This is a genomic window from Citrobacter freundii complex sp. 2024EL-00216 (assembly GCF_043945515.1).
Lineage (GTDB): Bacteria > Pseudomonadota > Gammaproteobacteria > Enterobacterales > Enterobacteriaceae > Citrobacter > Citrobacter portucalensis.
The window spans coordinates 198,677-216,379 of record NZ_JBIMRA010000007.1 but is presented as its reverse complement, the minus strand read 5'-3'; the positions used below and the strand labels follow the sequence as shown (position 1 = coordinate 216,379).

At 52.5% G+C, this 17,703-nt stretch carries 17 protein-coding genes and 1 riboswitch; of the genes, 7 read left to right on the top strand and 10 right to left on the bottom strand.

The window, feature by feature from the left end; genetic code table 11:
• Positions 1–200: 200 nt before the first annotated feature.
• Together ftsI and rlmA are read left to right on the top strand one after the other, a co-directional pair.
• Positions 201–1,946: a peptidoglycan glycosyltransferase FtsI gene (gene ftsI / locus ACHHZ7_RS11780; protein WP_003833773.1), complete on the top strand. Its 1,746-nt coding sequence runs from the start codon at positions 201–203 to the stop codon at positions 1,944–1,946.
• 63 nt (positions 1,947–2,009) lie between these two features.
• Positions 2,010–2,819, top strand: coding sequence for a 23S rRNA (guanine(745)-N(1))-methyltransferase (gene rlmA / locus ACHHZ7_RS11775; protein ID WP_060682075.1), 810 nt, complete (start codon positions 2,010–2,012; stop codon positions 2,817–2,819).
• Here rlmA and mntP read toward each other — a convergent pair.
• The 5 genes from mntP to manX form a co-directional block, all read right to left on the bottom strand.
• Positions 2,816–3,382 carry a manganese efflux pump MntP gene (gene mntP, locus ACHHZ7_RS11770; protein WP_020996621.1) on the bottom strand — a complete coding sequence of 189 codons (567 nt, stop codon included), beginning with the start codon at positions 3,380–3,382 and terminating at the stop codon, positions 2,816–2,818. The genes rlmA and mntP overlap by 4 nt on opposite strands.
• A 130-nt stretch (positions 3,383–3,512) precedes the next feature.
• Positions 3,513–3,617, bottom strand: a riboswitch (yybP-ykoY riboswitch).
• 198 nt (positions 3,618–3,815) lie between these two features.
• On the bottom strand, positions 3,816–4,274 hold the full coding sequence (locus ACHHZ7_RS11765; protein WP_048216190.1) for a DUF986 family protein: 459 nt from the start codon (positions 4,272–4,274) through the stop codon (positions 3,816–3,818).
• A 60-nt stretch (positions 4,275–4,334) separates the two neighbouring features.
• Positions 4,335–5,186: a PTS mannose transporter subunit IID gene (locus ACHHZ7_RS11760; protein WP_003833769.1), complete on the bottom strand. Its 852-nt coding sequence runs from the start codon at positions 5,184–5,186 to the stop codon at positions 4,335–4,337.
• Between the two features lie 12 nt (positions 5,187–5,198).
• Positions 5,199–5,999 (bottom strand): PTS mannose/fructose/sorbose transporter subunit IIC, encoded by an 801-nt coding sequence (locus ACHHZ7_RS11755; RefSeq protein WP_003021004.1) that lies wholly within the window; start codon positions 5,997–5,999, stop codon positions 5,199–5,201.
• A 58-nt stretch (positions 6,000–6,057) separates the two neighbouring features.
• On the bottom strand, positions 6,058–7,020 hold the full coding sequence (gene manX / locus ACHHZ7_RS11750) for a PTS mannose transporter subunit IIAB (RefSeq protein ID WP_003833768.1): 963 nt from the start codon (positions 7,018–7,020) through the stop codon (positions 6,058–6,060).
• Between the two features lie 262 nt (positions 7,021–7,282).
• On the opposite strand from manX, the gene ACHHZ7_RS11745 reads away from it, so the two are divergent.
• Both ACHHZ7_RS11745 and yoaE read left to right on the top strand, forming a co-directional pair.
• Positions 7,283–7,492, top strand: a complete 210-nt coding sequence (locus tag ACHHZ7_RS11745) for a protein YoaL (protein ID WP_008785027.1) — start codon at positions 7,283–7,285, stop codon at positions 7,490–7,492.
• Positions 7,480–9,039, top strand: a complete 1,560-nt coding sequence (gene yoaE, locus ACHHZ7_RS11740; protein ID WP_008785026.1) for a CNNM family cation transport protein YoaE — start codon at positions 7,480–7,482, stop codon at positions 9,037–9,039. The genes ACHHZ7_RS11745 and yoaE overlap by 13 nt, the downstream gene beginning before the upstream one ends.
• Positions 9,040–9,045: 6 nt before the next feature.
• Here the strand turns inward: yoaE and ACHHZ7_RS11735 are convergent, their stop codons facing one another.
• The 4 genes from ACHHZ7_RS11735 to pabB form a co-directional block, all read right to left on the bottom strand.
• Complete coding sequence (locus ACHHZ7_RS11735) at positions 9,046–10,647, bottom strand: EAL domain-containing protein (protein WP_060682077.1); 1,602 nt, start codon at positions 10,645–10,647, stop codon at positions 9,046–9,048.
• 130 nt (positions 10,648–10,777) lie between these two features.
• Positions 10,778–12,142 carry an L-serine ammonia-lyase gene (sdaA, locus tag ACHHZ7_RS11730; protein ID WP_003833765.1) on the bottom strand — a complete coding sequence of 455 codons (1,365 nt, stop codon included), beginning with the start codon at positions 12,140–12,142 and terminating at the stop codon, positions 10,778–10,780.
• A gap of 183 nt (positions 12,143–12,325) precedes the next feature.
• Entirely contained in the window at positions 12,326–12,904 is a 579-nt protein-coding gene (locus ACHHZ7_RS11725; RefSeq protein WP_003020991.1) for a CoA pyrophosphatase, read from the bottom strand.
• Between the two features lie 3 nt (positions 12,905–12,907).
• The gene (pabB, locus tag ACHHZ7_RS11720; protein WP_032943759.1) at positions 12,908–14,269 is read right to left on the bottom strand and encodes an aminodeoxychorismate synthase component 1; all 1,362 of its coding nucleotides are present in this window, start codon (positions 14,267–14,269) and stop codon (positions 12,908–12,910) included.
• A gap of 83 nt (positions 14,270–14,352) precedes the next feature.
• Here pabB and ACHHZ7_RS11715 point away from each other — a divergent pair, with 83 nt between their 5' ends.
• The gene (locus tag ACHHZ7_RS11715) at positions 14,353–14,532 is read left to right on the top strand and encodes a YoaH family protein (RefSeq protein WP_003020986.1); all 180 of its coding nucleotides are present in this window, start codon (positions 14,353–14,355) and stop codon (positions 14,530–14,532) included.
• Between the two features lie 6 nt (positions 14,533–14,538).
• Here ACHHZ7_RS11715 and ACHHZ7_RS11710 read toward each other — a convergent pair whose 3' ends face one another.
• Positions 14,539–14,883: a RidA family protein gene (locus ACHHZ7_RS11710; RefSeq protein ID WP_003020984.1), complete on the bottom strand. Its 345-nt coding sequence runs from the start codon at positions 14,881–14,883 to the stop codon at positions 14,539–14,541.
• A 141-nt stretch (positions 14,884–15,024) separates the two neighbouring features.
• On the opposite strand from ACHHZ7_RS11710, the gene ACHHZ7_RS11705 reads away from it, so the two are divergent.
• Positions 15,025–16,935, top strand: a complete 1,911-nt coding sequence (locus ACHHZ7_RS11705; RefSeq protein ID WP_060682078.1) for an ATP-dependent DNA helicase — start codon at positions 15,025–15,027, stop codon at positions 16,933–16,935.
• 58 nt (positions 16,936–16,993) lie between these two features.
• Positions 16,994–17,689 carry a tRNA (adenosine(37)-N6)-threonylcarbamoyltransferase complex dimerization subunit type 1 TsaB gene (gene tsaB / locus ACHHZ7_RS11700; RefSeq protein ID WP_060682079.1) on the top strand — a complete coding sequence of 232 codons (696 nt, stop codon included), beginning with the start codon at positions 16,994–16,996 and terminating at the stop codon, positions 17,687–17,689.
• Positions 17,690–17,703 lie beyond the last annotated feature (14 nt).

Below are 17,703 nucleotides of genomic sequence, written 5' to 3'. Positions count from 1 at the left end.
GCGCATATGCGCAACCATCTCAGATATAAAGCCTCGCCTATGCGGGGCTTTTTAATTCAAAATACGTCTAAATATTTCTAAATGCCCTTCCATTAGCGCTTTGTTGCAAAGGCGTGATGTTCGTAGCATAGTTTTCCCCGCTTTCTTACGACATTTCTCGTTAAATCAGACACCTGAAAAACTATCTTGCTGGAGACCAGGTGAAAAAGAAAAACGACGGCGACGCGCGCAATTTTACTCCCGTACGTTTTGCCCTGCTTTGTGTGGCAATATTATTGAGTCTGGGGTTGCTGCTGGGTCGGGTTGCGTGGCTGCAAATTGTCACGCCGACGAGTCTGGTGAAACAGGAAGACATGCGTTCGTTACGTGAGGTAACTATTGCCTCGCCGCGCGGGATGATTACCGACAGAGAAGGGCGACCGCTGGCGGTAAGTGTTCCGGTTAACGCCGTATGGGCCGATCCTAAGACCATCATCAGCAAGGGAGGCGTGGGTTACAACGAACGCTGGCAGGCTCTGGCAAGGACTCTGCATTTGTCACTGAGTACGCTGGCGGAACGCGTTAACAGTAATCCTGGCGGACGTTTTATTTATCTGGCACGACAAATTTCCCCTCAGCAGGCTGAGTGGGTCGATGATCTTAATCTCCCGGGCATCAACCTGCGCGAGGAATCCCGCCGGTTCTATCCCGCAGGCCACGTAGCGGCGAATCTCATTGGTTTTACCAACATTGATGGACAAGGCATTGAAGGGCTGGAAAAGAGCTTTAATAACCAGCTGATGGGTAAACCTGGCTCCCGTCTGGTACGTAAAGACAAATTTGGCCATGTCATCGAAAATATCACCGAAGTTACGCCTGTACCTGCACACGAATTACAGCTCAGCATCGACGAGCGTCTGCAGACGGTCACCGAAGATGCGTTGGACAATGCCGTTACGTGGAATAAAGCAGAATCAGGAGCCGCAGTGCTGGTCAACATTGCTACCGGTGAAATACTGTCCATGGCGAGCTTTCCTGACTTCAACCCCAATAATCGTGATGGCGCGGTACTGGATGATTTTCGTAACCGTGCAATTAGCGATACGTTTGAACCCGGTTCAACCGTTAAACCGCTGGTGATCATGACTGCACTCCAGCAGGGGATAGTACAACCCGACAGCGTGATTGATACCCATCCTTTTTACCTTGATGGGCATCGTATTCGTGACGTCGGATTTTACCCGGAACTGTCGCTCACCGGAATTTTGCAGAAATCGAGCGATACCGGCGTGTCGCACCTTTCATTGGCTATGCCTGTCCAAAAATTGCTGGATACCTATAAAAGCTTTGGTTTTGGCGATCCAACCGGACTGGGATTAACCGGTGAAAGCAGCGGTTTGATGCCTCAGCGCCGCTACTGGAGCGATTTGGATCGCGCGACCTTTGCATTTGGTTATGGGTTAATGGTAACGCCGCTGCAGTTGGCGCACGTATATGCAACCATTGGTAGTTTTGGTATCTATCGGCCCCTTTCGATTACCCGTATTGACCCGCCGGTAATCGGTACCCGAGTGATGCCGGAGGCGCTGGTTCACCAGGTTGAACATATGATGGAAAGCGTTGCGTTACCCGGTGGTGGGGGAACTAAAGCCGCGGTCAGGGATTATCGCGTGGCGGTTAAAACAGGAACGGCAAAGAAAATTGGTGATGACGGTAAGTATGTCGATAAATACGTGGCCTACACGGCAGGCGTTGCGCCAGCGAGCGACCCGAAATTTGCACTGGTGGTCGTCATCAATAATCCGCAAAACGGTGCTTATTATGGTGGGGCTGTCTCTGCGCCTGTCTTCAGCCAGATAATGGGTGATGTCCTGCGTCTGGAGAACGTTAAACCGGATGGTATGCCTGCTGACTCCGATCATCTGCTGGTGATGCACGGCAGCAACGTATCCTCGCCGTCGTTGTAAGTTATTTTCCCAGGGCGCAATTCGCGTTACACTTGCGCCCTTAAGTCACCTGCCGGAGTTGTCATGTCGTTTTCCTGTCCTCTTTGCCACCAGCCTCTTACTCAAGCGAATAACAGTTTTGTCTGCCCCGGGCGGCACCAGTTTGACGTGGCGAAAGAAGGGTATGTCAACTTACTGCCGGTTCAGCATAAACGATCGCGCGATCCGGGTGACAGCGCTGAGATGATGCAGGCACGACGGGCATTTCTTGATGCCGGGCACTATCAACCGTTGCGTGATGCGATTGTGAATGTGCTGAAAGAGAAGTCGACTTCAGAAGATGCAGCGATCCTGGATATTGGCTGTGGGGAAGGGTATTACACCCATGCGTTTGCCGACGCGCTGACGGGTTGTACAACCTTTGGTCTTGACGTCTCCAAAGTGGCAATTAAAGCTGCAGCCAGACGCTATCCGCAGGTGACCTTTTGCGTTGCCTCCAGCCATCGTCTGCCGTTCGCAGATGAGTCAATGGATGCCATCATCAGGATCTACGCGCCCTGTAAAGCGCAAGAGCTGGCACGCGTGGTTAAACCGGGGGGATGGGTTATCACCGCCACGCCGGGACCGCGTCATTTAATGGAACTGAAAGGGCTTATTTATGATGAGGTGCGTTTGCATGCGCCGCACAAAGAGCAACTGGACGGTTTTGTTCTGCAACAGAGTATTGCGCTGGGGTATCAGATGCAGCTTCAGGGCAGCGAGGCCGTTGCGTTACTGCAAATGACGCCGTTCGCCTGGCGGGCAAAGCCGGAGGTGTGGGAAACGTTAGCGGAGAAAACGACGTTTGACTGCCAGACCGACTTTAGTATTCATGTCTGGCAGCGTCTGAATTAACCGTGGAAGTGTGCCCAGAGGATCTGGGCACCGATACCAATCAGCACCACCCCACCCAAAATTTCTGCTCGTTTGCCCAGCATCGGGCCAATGAAACGACCAATCATCATGCCGAGCGTGGACATAATCAATGTGGCGCAGCCGATGGCCAGCGCAGTGGCAATAATATTGACCTGCAGGAAAGCCAGACCCACCCCGACGGCCATTGCGTCGAGACTGGTGGCAATGGCGGTGGTAACCAGCAGCCAGAAACCATGACGGCGCTGCGGTTCTTCATCTTCATCACCGTTATCGCGAAAACCTTCGATTATCATTCGCCCGCCTAAAAAGATCAGCAGAATGAAGGCGATCCAGTGGTTCCACTCCAGCACGAATTTGCTGGCCAACATACCCATGCCCCAGCCAATCAGCGGCGTAAGCGTTTCAACTGCGCCGAATATCAGACCTGTGCGCAATGCTTCAGAAAATTTGGGTTTATGCAGTGTGGCGCCTTTGCCAATTGATGCAGCGAAAGCATCCATCGACATGCCAAAAGCGAGAAGAACGGTAGCGGTGAGATTCATAACAGCGTCCTGACCGGGGTATCCATAAAACACATCACTGCCCCCAGTAACCATGCATACAGGCCGGAATCACTGTAAATACAGCGCCATTCAGATATGCATTGCAGTTGATGTGCCTATGGTCTCGCCTGACTGAACCTGTAAATTCAGTCCGTACGCGCCACGTTTTTCAACGAGTATGTTGACGCGTACATTTCCGGAGTCTGGAAATCGGCTACTCCCCAACGACGGGCGCAACCTTAACATATTTTGAGAATATAAAACAAGAAACGCAGAAATAATATTTGACTTCTAATTGAAAACGATTTTCATTTAGATTTATTTATAAAGAAAACGTTAAAATAAATAACATTGTGGACAGTTAAATATAGCCTTGGCTATGTTTGTTTTTATACTGATATATAAAAAACATAGTTTAGGCTATATTTTTAACCTATTGATTTGAAATTAAAAGTTTATATATCTTCTCAAGATCGTCTATATTTCGTACGCGGATCAACAATCTTCGATGTTCTAATTGCATCACTAATACACCGTCTTCAGATAAATTCATCTCTTTAATGCGGTTATATTCAATCCAGACGTTGGCGAAGAAAAAACCTTTCTGCTTGAAGATGATTTTTGGCGTACGGATCCAGAACAGATACAACCCCATCAATACCAGTGCACATAATAACCATGTGGTAAATTGCGCGCCGTGGCTGGTGATGTTGTTGTAGATAAGAATAGCTACCAAGCCAAGGAAGATAACGCTGTCGACTCTGCTGCGGGGAAGCAGGGCGACAGTAAGCAGAGTAGGGCCATTACGGCGGGGCATGATGAACTGATCGTAAATGGCATACGCCAGCAGCGAAAAGATAAATAGAACCAGCACCAGGTCCGTGATAGTCATGAATCCTCAACCCTCTAAATAGAAAAACCGGGGGCAAGCCCCCGGTGATGTACAACAGTCTTACAGGCCGAGCAGTCCGACAGCGTAGCCCGCGATACCGATGACGAAGAAGCCAACGATGATCCACAGCGGGTTCACTTTCTTACGCAGCAGCCACATACAAGCGAATGTCAGCAGCAGAGGAACCAGACCCGGCATCAGCTGGTCAAGGATAGTCTGCACGGTGGTAACACGAGTCTGACCATCCTGACCGGTGATAGTGGAAACCACCAGCGGGATGTTTACGTGCGTCCACTTGTTAACCAATGCCCCCATGACAAACAGGCCGAGGATTGACGCCCCCTCGGTCAGTTTCTGCAGGAAGCCGCCGCCCATATCTTTAACGATATCGACACCTTTACGGTAGCCATATGCCACACCGTAATAACGGGTTGCCAGACGAACCAGGTTAAACAGGATGAAGAACAGCAGTGGCCCCAGCAGGCTGCCGCTCATCGCGATACCTGCGCCGAGTGCGGCGAAGACCGGACGTACGGTACCCCAGAAGATCGGGTCACCGACGCCTGCCAGCGGACCCATCAGACCAACTTTGATACCGTTGATGGCACCATCGTCAATCTCTGCGCCGTTTGCACGCTGTTCTTCCATTGCCAGCGTAACGCCCAGTACTGGAGCCGCTACGTACGGATGGGTGTTAAAGAATTCCAGGTGACGCTTAATCGCTTGCTTACGTGCATCGTTGTTTTCCGGGTACAAGCGGCGGATAGCCGGTACCATGGAGAAACAGAAACCCAGCGCCTGCATACGTTCGAAGTTCCATGAACCCTGAAACAGGTTAGAACGAATGAACACGCCACGAATGTCACTCGGAGTGAGTTTTTTCTCGGTGGTAGTTTTAGTCATATCAACCATTTCGCTCACCTGCTAGTCCAGTTCGTTATCGAGATCGTTATTGCCAGCCGCCGCAGCAGGTGCACCGGCTACGCGGTTATATTTCGGGCTCAGCTGAATGTAGAGGATGGCCATGACTGCGCCAATCACACCCAGAGCAACCAGGTTGAAGTTAGTAAATGCCGCGGTGACGAAGCCGAGGTAGAAGAATGGCATCAGATAGCCTGCGCGCATCATGTTGATGACCATCGCATAACCAACCACTACGATCATACCGCCTGCGATGTTCAGACCACCGGTTACGACTTCCGGAATGGCGTTAAGCATGCTCTGAACTTCACTGGTACCAACAGAAATCGCTACGATTACCGCCGGGATAGCGATACGCATAGCCTGCAGGAACAGCGAGGATACGTGCAGCCAGGAGAGCGCAGTCAGGTTACCGTTTTCGGCTGCCTTATCCGCTGCGTGCTGGAATGCTACGGTGATTGTACGAACGATAATGGTCAGTACCTGGCCTGCTGCTGCCAGTGGGATAGCCAGCGCGATACCGGCACCAATGCTTTGGTGACCCGCGATAACCAGAACGGTAGAGATAATTGAGGCCAGTGCGGCATCTGGTGCAACCGCAGCACCGATGTTCATCCAGCCCAGGGCGATCATTTCCAGGGTACCACCGATGATGATACCGGTTTTCATATCCCCGAGAACGGCACCAATCAGCGTACAGGCCACCAACGGACGGTGGAACTGAAATTCATCGAGTACCGACTCCATACCCGCGATACATGCGACGATGAACACCAGCACAATCTGAAGAGTGGTAATCTCCATTGTACTTCTCCTATTGCTATACAGACTTAAGTGTGAAAACTAAGTAAATGCCAGAGAATTATTTCACCTTGGCAATCAAATCCATCATTTTCAGTTTCTGATCGGTAGAAACCTTACGGGCCTCAAGCTCAATACCGCGTTCGTTGAGTTTCTTGAAGGCTTCGATGTCTTTGTCATCGACAGAAATTGCGTTGTTTACCTGCGTTTTACCCTGACGGAAAGCCATACCGCCAATGTTTACGGAGGTAATTTTCACACCACCTTCAACGATACGTTCTACGTCGGTTGGGTTGGTGAACAACAGCATCACACGCTCACCTGCATATTTCGGGTTGTTGTAGACGCGGATCATTTTCGCGACATCAACCACATGCGCCGTCACACCCGGAGGTGCTACCTGAGTCAGCAGCGTTTTACGCACGGTATCGGCGGCAACTTCATCACTGACGACGATAATGCGCGTTACGTTGGTTTCTTTGGTCCAGCGAGTTGCCACCTGACCATGGATTAAGCGGTCATCAATACGCGCCAGGCCGATCTGCATATAATCGTTCGGCCCCATCGGTTTCGCGGGGGTTGCTGCTTTCGGTGCCGCGACGGGGGCAGGAGCGGCTTTTTCCACCGGTTTTGCTTTCAGCGCTTTCACGCCTTCGCTGCCGGTTTCAACGGCCAGTGCCACTAATTCATCAAAGCTTGGGTTGTCATCACGCGCCATGAAGGTCTCAACCAGCATGGGAATGTTCACACCGGCGATTACTTCGTAATGCTCTTTATCGACGACAATGCGGCTCGCAGCGTTAAACGGGCTGCCTCCCCATGTGTCAACGAGAAACAGCACGCCTTTACTGGTATCGAGTTTTGCCAACTGAGCGTTGTACTTTTCGATCAGCGTTTCAGCATTTTCGCCTGGAACGAAATCGATCCAGCCGACGTTTTCCTGCTCGCCTAACAGCATCTCTGCCGTCTTAAGTAACTGCTCTGCAGCCCAACCATGTGTGCCTATTACAATAGCAATGGTCACTTGCTACCTCCTTTATTATCGTTAACACATCAACGTGAAGATGTATTTGAATCGTCGTCCGCAATCGAATCGATTCAGATAAGGGTTACAAAGAAAAACCTATGATTTTCGTGAATTATTTTAGATATCGAAAAAAATATTTTATGTGATGAAGATCCGTAATTTAACTTCCGATAAAAAGAAATTTCGAAGGGTAAAATATCTCCGAAACAACTTATTGCAAAGGAAGGTAAATCTTTGCTAAAAACAGCTTCTCTCTGTTATGTTTAGCATCTGTTTAATTACTCAGGAGTATAGGGCAGTAGCCCACCATATGGATCGTCACCGACGTCATTTCACCTTCAGGCCTTATCAAGCCTGTCAGATTGGCACTTTTTGCCACAAATTTTCTCTGCATATCGCTTTAACGCCTGAGATCCTCAGCGCGCAGTTTGGTCATTCCTTAAGCAGGAGCTTGTCATGGAATTATTAATGGACCCGCAGATTTGGGTGGGTTTGCTCACGCTTGTCGTTCTCGAAATTGTTCTGGGTATTGATAACCTGGTCTTCATTGCGATCCTGGCTGATAAGCTGCCGCCGAAACAGCGTGATAAAGCGCGTTTAATCGGTTTGTCACTGGCACTGATTATGCGTCTGGGCTTGTTGTCCGTGATTTCGTGGATGGTGACGCTGACAAAGCCGCTGTTCACGGTAATGGACTATGCGTTCTCGGGGCGCGATCTGATTATGCTGCTGGGGGGTATCTTCCTCTTGTTCAAGGCTACGACAGAGCTGCATGAGCGGCTGGAAAACCGTGAACATGATACCGGGCAGACGAAAGGGTATGCGAGCTTTTGGGTTGTCGTAACACAGATTGTCATCCTCGATGCGGTGTTCTCGCTGGATGCCGTGATTACGGCGGTCGGCATGGTCAACCATCTGCCAGTGATGATGGCGGCAGTAGTGATTGCCATGGCCGTGATGCTGCTGGCCTCTAAGCCGCTGACACGATTTGTGAACCAACACCCGACGGTGGTGGTGCTGTGTCTGAGCTTCCTGTTGATGATTGGTCTGAGCCTGGTTGCCGAAGGGTTTGGCTTCCATATTCCGAAAGGTTATCTGTATGCGGCGATTGGTTTCTCGATCATCATCGAGTTGTTTAACCAGATTGCCCGTCGTAACTTTATTCGCCACCAGTCGACGCTGCCGCTGCGTGCACGTACTGCCGATGCAATCCTGCGTCTGATGGGCGGTAAACGTCAGGCCAGCGTGCAGATGGAATCCGATAACCCGGTGCCTGTTCCTGTCCCGGAAGGCGCGTTTGTGGAAGAAGAACGCTATATGATCAACGGCGTCCTCTCCCTGGCGTCGCGTTCGTTACGCGGCATTATGACGCCTCGTGGTGAAATCAGCTGGGTTGATGCCGACCTGAGCGTGGCAGAAATTCGCGAGCAGTTGCTCTCTTCACCTCACAGCCTGTTCCCGGTATGCCGTGGCGAACTGGATGAAATCATCGGTATCGTGCGTGCTAAAGAGCTGCTGGTGGCGCTGGAAGACGGTGTGGATGTGGCGGCGATTGCCTCTGCTTCTCCGGCTATTGTTGTTCCGGAGACGCTGGATCCGATCAATCTGTTAGGCGTACTGCGTCGTGCCCGCGGTAGCTTCGTTATCGTCACTAACGAGTTTGGCGTAGTACAGGGTCTGGTCACGCCGCTGGACGTATTAGAAGCCATTGCCGGTGAATTCCCGGATGCCGATGAAACACCTGAAATTATTGCTGATGCAGGTGGTTGGTTGGTCAAAGGCGGTACCGATCTGCATGCGTTGCAACAGGCGCTGGACGTGGATACGTTAGTGAATGAAGACGAAGATATCGCCACGGTGGCAGGTTTAGTCATTGCGGCTAACGGCCATATTCCACGCGTAGGTGATGTTATCGAGGTTGCACCGCTGAGCATTACGATTGTCGAAGCGAATGACTATCGTGTGGATTTAGTTCGCATTGTTAAAGAACAACCCGCTCACGACGAAGACGAGTAATCGGGTTTAGCGAAACGGCATGACGGGCATACTGTGTCGCCCGTTATGTCGGGTGGGCGGCGGCGTGCTGCCCGCCAGCCATTTTGGGAAATCACGCAGCGGCATTGGCTTTGCGTACAAAAAACCTTGCAACAAATGTACGCCGTGTCGGCGCAAATGCTGAGCCTGCGCCTGGGTTTCAACGCCTTCCGCCACCAGTTCTATATTCAATTTTTTCCCCAAAGCGATAATGATGTCTGTGACGGTTGAGTTCACGGCGTCTGTTCCTATTGCCGAAGTAAATGATTTATCGATCTTCAGCACATCCGGGCGGAGTTTTTCCAGCCAGGAGAGCGAGCTGTTACCGGTACCGAAATCATCAATTGCCAGTTTTACGCCAAGACGATTTAATTCGCGTACGACCCGATAATCCACATCCAGTAACGCATCTCGTTCGGTCAGTTCGATAACCAACTGCTGGATTGGGTGCTGGCTGAACCAGTACTGATTAAGATCTTTTAGCAGCGTGCCGTTACGAAAATGGCTGGCGGCGACATTAATCCCAATATGAAACTGACTGCTCATCGGGAAAACGTGTCTTTGCTGAATGGTTTCTGCGATGACATGACGGGTTAGCGGCACAATCAGGTTGTGCTCCTCAGCGATGGGAATAAACACTTCCGGAGAGATCCAACCCTGGCGTGGGTTATTCCAGCGTAGAAGAATCTCCACGCCCATGCATTGCTGGGTTTGCGCATTAAGCAGCGGCTGGCAAAATAGCTCGAATTCCCGAGCAGCAAGGGCCAGATTAATCTCCCAGGAAAAACTCATTCTGCTGGCGGTCGCCAGCCATGCCAGGTAACCCACTAATAAACTTAGGATCACCGCCAGCGGCAGCTGTGTTGGCAGATGTTTAATCGCCAGTTCACTGGGACCGGGGCCGGTGACGCTAATGGTAAACGGGAAATGTTGAGATGACAGCTGGTAGCGTTTTTCATCATTTAGCTTAGGCAGAGTATCGACCACACCTTGATCATACAGTAGATGCCGATTACCAACGGTTAAGCTGGCATCGGTGATCTGCGGCGGCTGGGGTTCAAGCAACATAGACGACAATAAATCAATATTGACGATTTCCAGCACGCCATTTTCACCATCGGCAGAGGATGGATACCATTGCGTCAGAATCGGGCTACCTTTTATCAGTGAATGGTCAGTAGACAGCAGCAGTTGCGGTTCCCGGCTGGGTAATTCGGGCTGTAGTTGACGAATGGGGACATTGCGATACCCAAAAATGCTGGAGCAATAGAGGATCCCGCTTTGAATCAGATTAATAGAACGCACCGTTTGCAGTCTTGCGGCATGTTTGCTTAACGGTAAACGTGCCACTGAGCAGGGGAGGCCAATTAACGGCAGCAATACATCACGTCCGGTCTGCAAGGGTAAAAGCACGTCATCCAGTTCTTCTACAGCATGGTTGGCAAAGGTGACGATATTTCGGTGATTTAAATTACGCTCCGAAATAAATCGGACAGTTAATGTGAGGATGAGCGTCAGTAGTGCACATACTGTGCAGACGATTAAGCGATTCCGGCGATAATTTTTAATGATCCGTTGTGCTGTTTGCATGCGGGCCGCCCGATAAGCCGTTGGTCACAGAAGCCAACAGCAACAGAGCAAGTGTAGTGGGGAAAATTACAGTAGACGAGGGAGAGGGGGCAAATTCGCCCATCCGTCGCAGATGGGCGAAAATTAAGTATTAGTCACATTGAACTTTGATTGCCAGGCCACCGCGTGACGTTTCGCGGTATTTGGCGTTCATGTCTTTACCTGTTTCGTACATGGTCTCAATGACTTTATCCAGCGAGACGCGCGGCGCGCTGGTACGGCGCATTGCCATACGCGCAGCGTTGATCGCCTTCACTGAAGCAATGGCGTTACGCTCAATGCACGGAACCTGTACCTGACCGGCAACCGGATCGCAGGTTAAGCCGAGGTTATGTTCCATGCCGATTTCGGCAGCAACACACACCTGCTCAGGGCTCGCGCCCAACAGTTCAGCCAGACCAGCGGCAGCCATGGAGCAGGCTACACCCACTTCACCCTGACAACCTACTTCTGCACCAGAGATTGAGGCGTTCATTTTGTACAACGCGCCAATTGCACCGGCCGCCAGGAAATAGCGGGTATAGATATCCGGGCTGACGGACTCGATGAAATGATCGTAATAGGCCAGTACCGCAGGCACGATACCGCAGGCACCGTTGGTTGGCGCTGTCACCACGCGACCGCCCGCGGCGTTTTCTTCGTTAACGGCCAGCGCGAACATGTTCACCCAGTCGATCACGTTCATCGGATCGTTGGACAGCTTATCGCTGGAAACCAGCATACGACGCAGAGCTGAAGCACGACGAGGAACGCGCAGCGGACCCGGCAACACACCTTCGGTGTTCATGCCACGATCGATACAGGCCTGCATGGTTTGCCAGACGTGGCCAAAGTACTCTTCAATCTCTTTTTTGCTGTGCAGAGCAAGTTCGTTCTGCATCGCCATGCCAGAGAGAGACAGGCCGGTGCTATTGCAGTACTCCAGCATTTCAGTCGCGGATTTGAACGGATAAGGCACGCTGACCTCGCCCGCGGCATCCTGACCAAAATGTTCTTCATCAACGATGAATCCACCGCCGATTGAGTAGTAGGTTTTGCTATAAATGACGGTTTCGCCATTGTACGCATGGATCTGCATTCCGTTTTCATGCAGCGGCAGGTTGCCGTTGTGAAAACGCATCCCGTCATTCTGCGGGAAATCCACTTCGTGCTGACCCTGTGCAAGCAGCAGGCGTCCACGCGTTTCTACGTCGCGGATAAATCCGGGGATGCTATCAATATCCACGGTAGCAGGCTCATTGCCTGCCAGACCCATAATAATGGCGATATCGGTGTGGTGACCTTTACCCGTGAGCGACAGTGAACCATACACGTCGACGGCGACACGAGTAACGCTGTCCAGTAATCCTTTTTCGACCAGGTCATCGACGAACTGTTTACCCGCCTTCATAGGCCCTACGGTATGGGAAGATGAGGGACCAATCCCCACCTTAAACATGTCGAATAGACTAATCACGATAATACTCCTACAGGGCGACTGGGCTTTCCAGTAACGATGTTATAACTGCGCATAGTGTAAGAGGGAACGCGGCGATCGGCTTAACTATTCACATGAATTAAACTAATAGATAACCGCGGTTTTACTAATGTTGTGACCTGAGTTTCAAGTTGTCTATGGCGCGCGTAAAGATAAGTATAGTCAGGGCTTGACGCCAATTTGCAGCGCCAGCTCACGAATTATTCCGGCAGTCATTCCCCAGACGAAATATTGCTCATACCAGGAAAGCCATACGCGATGTGAATCGCCACGACGGTAAATATCCAACGGGTGGTAACGACCTAAATGCAGGGCCTGGGCCAGCGGCATTTCGAACACGGCTGAAACTTCATCTTCACTGGCGCGATACGGCAGATTAGGCGGGATAATGCCTACCACTGGGGTGACCTGGAAACCGGTCACGCTGTCGACCGGCGGCAGAACACCGATCACTTCTACGCATGAAGGCGGGATCGCCACCTCCTCCTGTGCCTCGCGAAGGGCGGCGGCAATTAACGAGGCATCACTGCTATCCACCGCCCCACCGGGGAAGGCGACCTGTCCGGCGTGCTTGCGCAGGTGAACGGAACGCTGGGTTAACAACAACCCCGGCTGTGGACGACGCACGACGGGGATCAGTACGGCGGCCTGGCGCTGGTTTAACGCGGCATGATTGACCTGCGGGCGCAGGAGTTGAAAGCGCGATAAGAAATCATCAAGCGTCAGGCTGCTGTATTCCACGTCTCAGTTCTCCAGTTGGTGCAAAATACGATTCACTTTATCAAATGTTTCCTGATATTCAGCGTCTTCCTGACTGTCCGCCACTATGCCGCCGCCAGCGGAACAATAAATTTGTCCGTTTGTGGCTGTCAGCGTGCGAATGGTGATGCTGGTATCCATATTGCCGCAGAAACTCAGATAACCGATGCTGCCGCACCAGGCATTACGTCTTTGTGGCTCCAGTTCGTCAATAATTTCCATCGCCCGCACTTTCGGCGCACCGGTAATAGAGCCGCCGGGGAAGGCGGCGCGTAGCAGATCGGTGGCGTGTAATGACTCTGGCAGACGTGCGGTAATGGTGCTGACCAAATGATGAACGGCAGGGAACGGTTCGACGACAAACAGCTCCGGAACCTGTACTGACCCCGGTACGGCAACGCGGCCAATATCATTACGCATCAAATCGACGATCATCAGGTTCTCCGCACGATCCTTCGGCGAATTCGCCAGCCGCCGGGCCTGCTCACGATCGGCATCGGCATCTTCAAGCCTGGGCAACGTACCTTTAATAGGACGCGTCTGGATATGCTGGTTCTCCAGCAGAATAAAACGTTCCGGCGAAAGACTGAGGATAACGCCTTCCTCAAGACGAATAAACGCGCTGAACGGGGCGCGGTTAGCGTGATTGAGTTTGACAAATGCCTGCCACTCATCCCCCTCGTAATGCGCTTGAAAACGCTGCGCGAGGTTGACCTGGTAACAATCGCCGCTGTGCAGATAGCCCTGTACCTGGCGGAATTTTTCGCCATACCGGGCGCGGCTCATATTGGACTGCCACGCCGAGGTCAATGTAAACGGCTCACGCGTTGGCGGTTGTTGCGCGTCGAGCCATTTCAGGCGAGCCTCGACATCGGTATGGCTGAGCAGCGATACGGTCTGCAACTTGTGGTCAACAATCAGCGCCCAGTCGTAAATGCCAACGGCCATATCCGGTAGCGTAATATCGCGCTCAGCAATAGTGGGCAGAGATTCAAAGCGTCGGCCAAGGTCGTAGCCAAACAGACCTAACGCGCCGCCCTGAAACGGCAGATCCGGGTGATACTCGGGGTGAATCTTGTGTGCAGCTAGCGCGGAATGTAATACCGTCATTGGATCATCAAGCGAGCGCGTGATTGCGTGCCCGTCCTGCACTACGGTCTCTTCAGCACGTGTAACCAACGTGGTGACGGGATCCGCCACCAGAATATCAAAGCGGTTATGCGGATGGTCGGCTTGACCTGAATGCAGCAGCATCGCCCAGGGCAGATGGCTTAATGTCGAAAAATAGCGTTCAGCGGCGTCCTGACGCCAGGGTAATGTGATTACTGCGGGAGATAACGTCTTCATCAGTCCTGACTCGTTGCTACTCTACTGGCTAACTGCCCGGTAGCATGAAATAATTAGCGCAGACAATTTAGCAGGAGTTAACAATGTTTGCAGGTTTACCTTCACTCAGTCATGAGCAGCAGCAAAAAGCGGTAGAGCGTATTCAGGAGCTGATGTCGCAGGGGATGAGCAGCGGACAAGCCATTGCTCTGGTTGCTGAAGAGTTACGCGCCAGTCATACCGGCGAGCGGATCGTGGCGCGTTTTGAAGATGAAGACGAATAACGCCGCTTAAACTGCAGCGATTATCTTAATCTCAACTTTGTATTTCGGGTTCATCAATCCGGCCTGAACGGTACAACGTACCGGCGCGTGGCCAGCAACGACCCACGCGTCCCAGGCTTTGTTCATGGCGGCAAAATCGTTTTTGTCTGCCAAAAACAGGGTGGCATCAAGAATACGTGACTTGTTACTGCCTTGTTTTTCCAGCACCGCATCAATTTGCGCCAGCGTATTTGCCGTCTGCTCAAAGGCGTCTGCATCCAGATTTTCCGGCACGCCGGTGTAATACAGCGTGTTGTTGTGGATTACCACGTCGGACCAACGCGCTTCGGCATCAATGCGCACAATCGTCATAAATCATTCCTCGTTTACGTTTTTTCATAATAGCTTTGGGTTGCGCCAAGACTGCCATAATGTTGTGCCCACGTCACCTCTTCAACTGGCGAAAGACCCGCTGGCCTGACATAATCCCTGTTCAAATGAACAGGGGGCAGTGTGACGGACGATTTTGCAGCAGACGGTCAGTTGGCTAAAGCGATACCGGGTTTTAAACCGCGAGAACCACAGCGGCAGATGGCCATCGCCGTCAGTCATGCCATCGAAAAATCACAACCGCTGGTGGTAGAAGCCGGAACCGGAACGGGTAAAACCTACGCTTATCTTGCCCCAGCGCTGCGTGCCGGAAAGAAGGTCATTGTCTCCACGGGCTCGAAGGCGTTGCAGGATCAGCTATACAGCCGCGACCTCCCGACCGTCGCGAAAGCACTGAAGTTCACCGGTAAACTGGCGCTGCTGAAAGGGCGTTCAAACTATCTGTGCCTTGAGCGTCTCGAACAGCAGGCGCTGGCGGGTGGCGACTTGCCGGTACAAACGTTAAGCGACGTCATTCTGCTGCGCTCCTGGTCAAATCAAACCCTTGATGGGGACATCAGCACCTGCGTCAGCGTGGCGGAAGACTCTCAGGTCTGGCCGCTGGTGACCAGCACTAATGACAACTGTCTGGGCAGCGACTGCCCGCTGTATAAAGAGTGTTTTGTCGTTAAAGCGCGTAAAAAAGCGATGGATGCGGATGTCGTCGTGGTTAACCATCATCTGTTTCTCGCCGATATGGTGGTAAAAGAGAGCGGGTTTGGCGAACTGATCCCGGAAGCTGATGTGATGATCTTCGATGAAGCGCATCAGTTACCGGATATCGCCAGCCAGTACTTTGGTCAATCGCTCTCCAGTCGCCAGCTGTTAGACCTGGCGAAAGACATCACCATTGCCTATCGCACCGAGCTGAAAGACACTCAGCAGCTGCAAAAGTGCGCCGATCGCCTTGCACAAAGCGCTCAGGACTTCCGCTTGCAGCTTGGTGAGCCGGGCTATCGCGGAAACCTGCGGGAACTGCTGGTCGACCAGCGCGTACAGCGCGCGTTTTTGCTGCTCGATGACACGCTGGAGCTGTGTTATGACGTGGCGAAGCTGTCTCTTGGGCGTTCGGCATTGCTGGATGCCGCGTTTGAGCGCGCCACGCTTTATCGTGCGCGTCTGAAGCGCCTGAAAGAGATCAACCAGCCAGGCTTCAGCTACTGGTATGAATGCACCTCCCGCCATTTCACCCTCGCGCTGACGCCGCTTACGGTGGCGGATAAATTCAAAGAAGTGATGGAACAAAAGCCGGGCTGCTGGATTTTTACTTCCGCGACGCTGTCGGTAAACGATGACCTTCATCATTTCACTGCACGACTGGGTATTGAAGATGCCGAGTCGATGCTGCTGCCGAGCCCATTTGATTACACGCGCCAGGCGCTGCTGTGCGTGCCGCGTAATCTCCCGCAAACCAACCAGCCGGGGGCTGCGCGTCAGCTGGCATCCATGCTGCGACCTATTATCGAGGCGAACAACGGTCGCTGTTTTATGCTGTGCACTTCGCACGCGATGATGCGCGATCTGGCGGAACAATTCCGCGCTACCATGACGCTTCCCGTACTGCTGCAGGGCGAAACCAGCAAAGGACAACTGCTACAGCAGTTTGTCAGCGCAGGTAATGCGCTACTGGTTGCCACCAGCAGCTTCTGGGAAGGCGTGGACGTGCGCGGCGATACGCTGTCGCTGGTGATAATCGATAAACTGCCGTTTACCTCGCCGGACGACCCGCTGTTAAAAGCCCGAATGGAGGATTGTCGACTGCGCGGCGGCGATCCGTTTGAAGACGTCCAGTTGCCGGATGCGGTAATCACCCTGAAGCAGGGTGTAGGGCGTCTGATACGTGATGCTGACGATCGCGGCGTGCTGGTGATTTGCGACAATCGTCTGGTTATGCGGCCATACGGCGCCACCTTCCTGGCGAGTCTTCCTCCTGCGCCGCGGACGCGTGACATCGCTCGCGCGGTTCGCTTTCTCGCCATACCAACGACTGAGTAATTTGTTACGGAGTGTGGTAAGATGCGCGCCAAATTTATTGATCTGATCACAAACACCCATGCGAATTCTGGCTATCGATACCGCCACAGAGGCGTGCTCTGTTGCCCTGTGGAATGACGGTACTATCAAGGCTCACTTTGAGCTTTGCCCACGAGAACACACCCAACGAATTTTACCGATGGTTCAGGAAATCCTGGCCGCTGGCGATCTCACGTTAACCGATATCGACGCCCTGGCGTTTGGTCGCGGTCCCGGCAGTTTCACCGGCGTGCGTATCGGTATTGGCATTGCTCAGGGGCTGGCGTTAGGCGCAAACTTACCGATGATCGGCGTCTCCACCCTGGCTACCATGGCGCAGGGCGCCTGGCGTAAGTCGGGCGCGACTCGCGTGCTGGCGGCGATTGACGCGCGAATGGGCGAAGTCTACTGGGCCGAATACCAGCGTGATGACAACGGTAACTGGCACGGTGAAGAAACCGAAGCGGTGTTAACCCCCGAGCAGGTACATGAGCGTTTATTGCAGCTGTCTGGCGACTGGGTGACGGTCGGGACGGGCTGGCCGGCATGGCCAGAGCTTGGTAAAGACAGCGGGCTGACGCTCAGCGATGGTGACGTGCTGCTTCCAGCGGCTGAAGACATGCTGCCCATCGCCACGCAAATGCTGGCTGCGGGTGAGACCGTAGCGGTCGAACACGCTGAACCGGTTTATTTACGTAACACCGTGGCGTGGAAGAAACTTCCCGGTAAAGAATGAATCTTAGTAGTAGA

What these genes read in the sequence shown, in the direction of transcription:
- rlmA (WP_060682075.1), top strand. Translation starts at nt 2,010, where the DNA reads ATGTCGTTTTCCTGTCCTCTTTGCCACCAGCCTCTTACTCAAGCGAAT.
- mntP (WP_020996621.1), bottom strand. Translation starts at nt 3,382, where the DNA reads ATGAATCTCACCGCTACCGTTCTTCTCGCTTTTGGCATGTCGATGGAT.
- ACHHZ7_RS11765 (WP_048216190.1), bottom strand. Translation starts at nt 4,274, where the DNA reads ATGACTATCACGGACCTGGTGCTGGTTCTATTTATCTTTTCGCTGCTG.
- ACHHZ7_RS11760 (WP_003833769.1), bottom strand. Translation starts at nt 5,186, where the DNA reads ATGGTTGATATGACTAAAACTACCACCGAGAAAAAACTCACTCCGAGT.
- ACHHZ7_RS11755 (WP_003021004.1), bottom strand. Translation starts at nt 5,999, where the DNA reads ATGGAGATTACCACTCTTCAGATTGTGCTGGTGTTCATCGTCGCATGT.
- ACHHZ7_RS11745 (WP_008785027.1), top strand. Translation starts at nt 7,283, where the DNA reads ATGTTTAGCATCTGTTTAATTACTCAGGAGTATAGGGCAGTAGCCCAC.
- yoaE (WP_008785026.1), top strand. Translation starts at nt 7,480, where the DNA reads ATGGAATTATTAATGGACCCGCAGATTTGGGTGGGTTTGCTCACGCTT.
- ACHHZ7_RS11735 (WP_060682077.1), bottom strand. Translation starts at nt 10,647, where the DNA reads ATGCAAACAGCACAACGGATCATTAAAAATTATCGCCGGAATCGCTTA.
- pabB (WP_032943759.1), bottom strand. Translation starts at nt 14,269, where the DNA reads ATGAAGACGTTATCTCCCGCAGTAATCACATTACCCTGGCGTCAGGAC.
- ACHHZ7_RS11715 (WP_003020986.1), top strand. Translation starts at nt 14,353, where the DNA reads ATGTTTGCAGGTTTACCTTCACTCAGTCATGAGCAGCAGCAAAAAGCG.
- ACHHZ7_RS11710 (WP_003020984.1), bottom strand. Translation starts at nt 14,883, where the DNA reads ATGACGATTGTGCGCATTGATGCCGAAGCGCGTTGGTCCGACGTGGTA.
- tsaB (WP_060682079.1), top strand. Translation starts at nt 16,994, where the DNA reads ATGCGAATTCTGGCTATCGATACCGCCACAGAGGCGTGCTCTGTTGCC.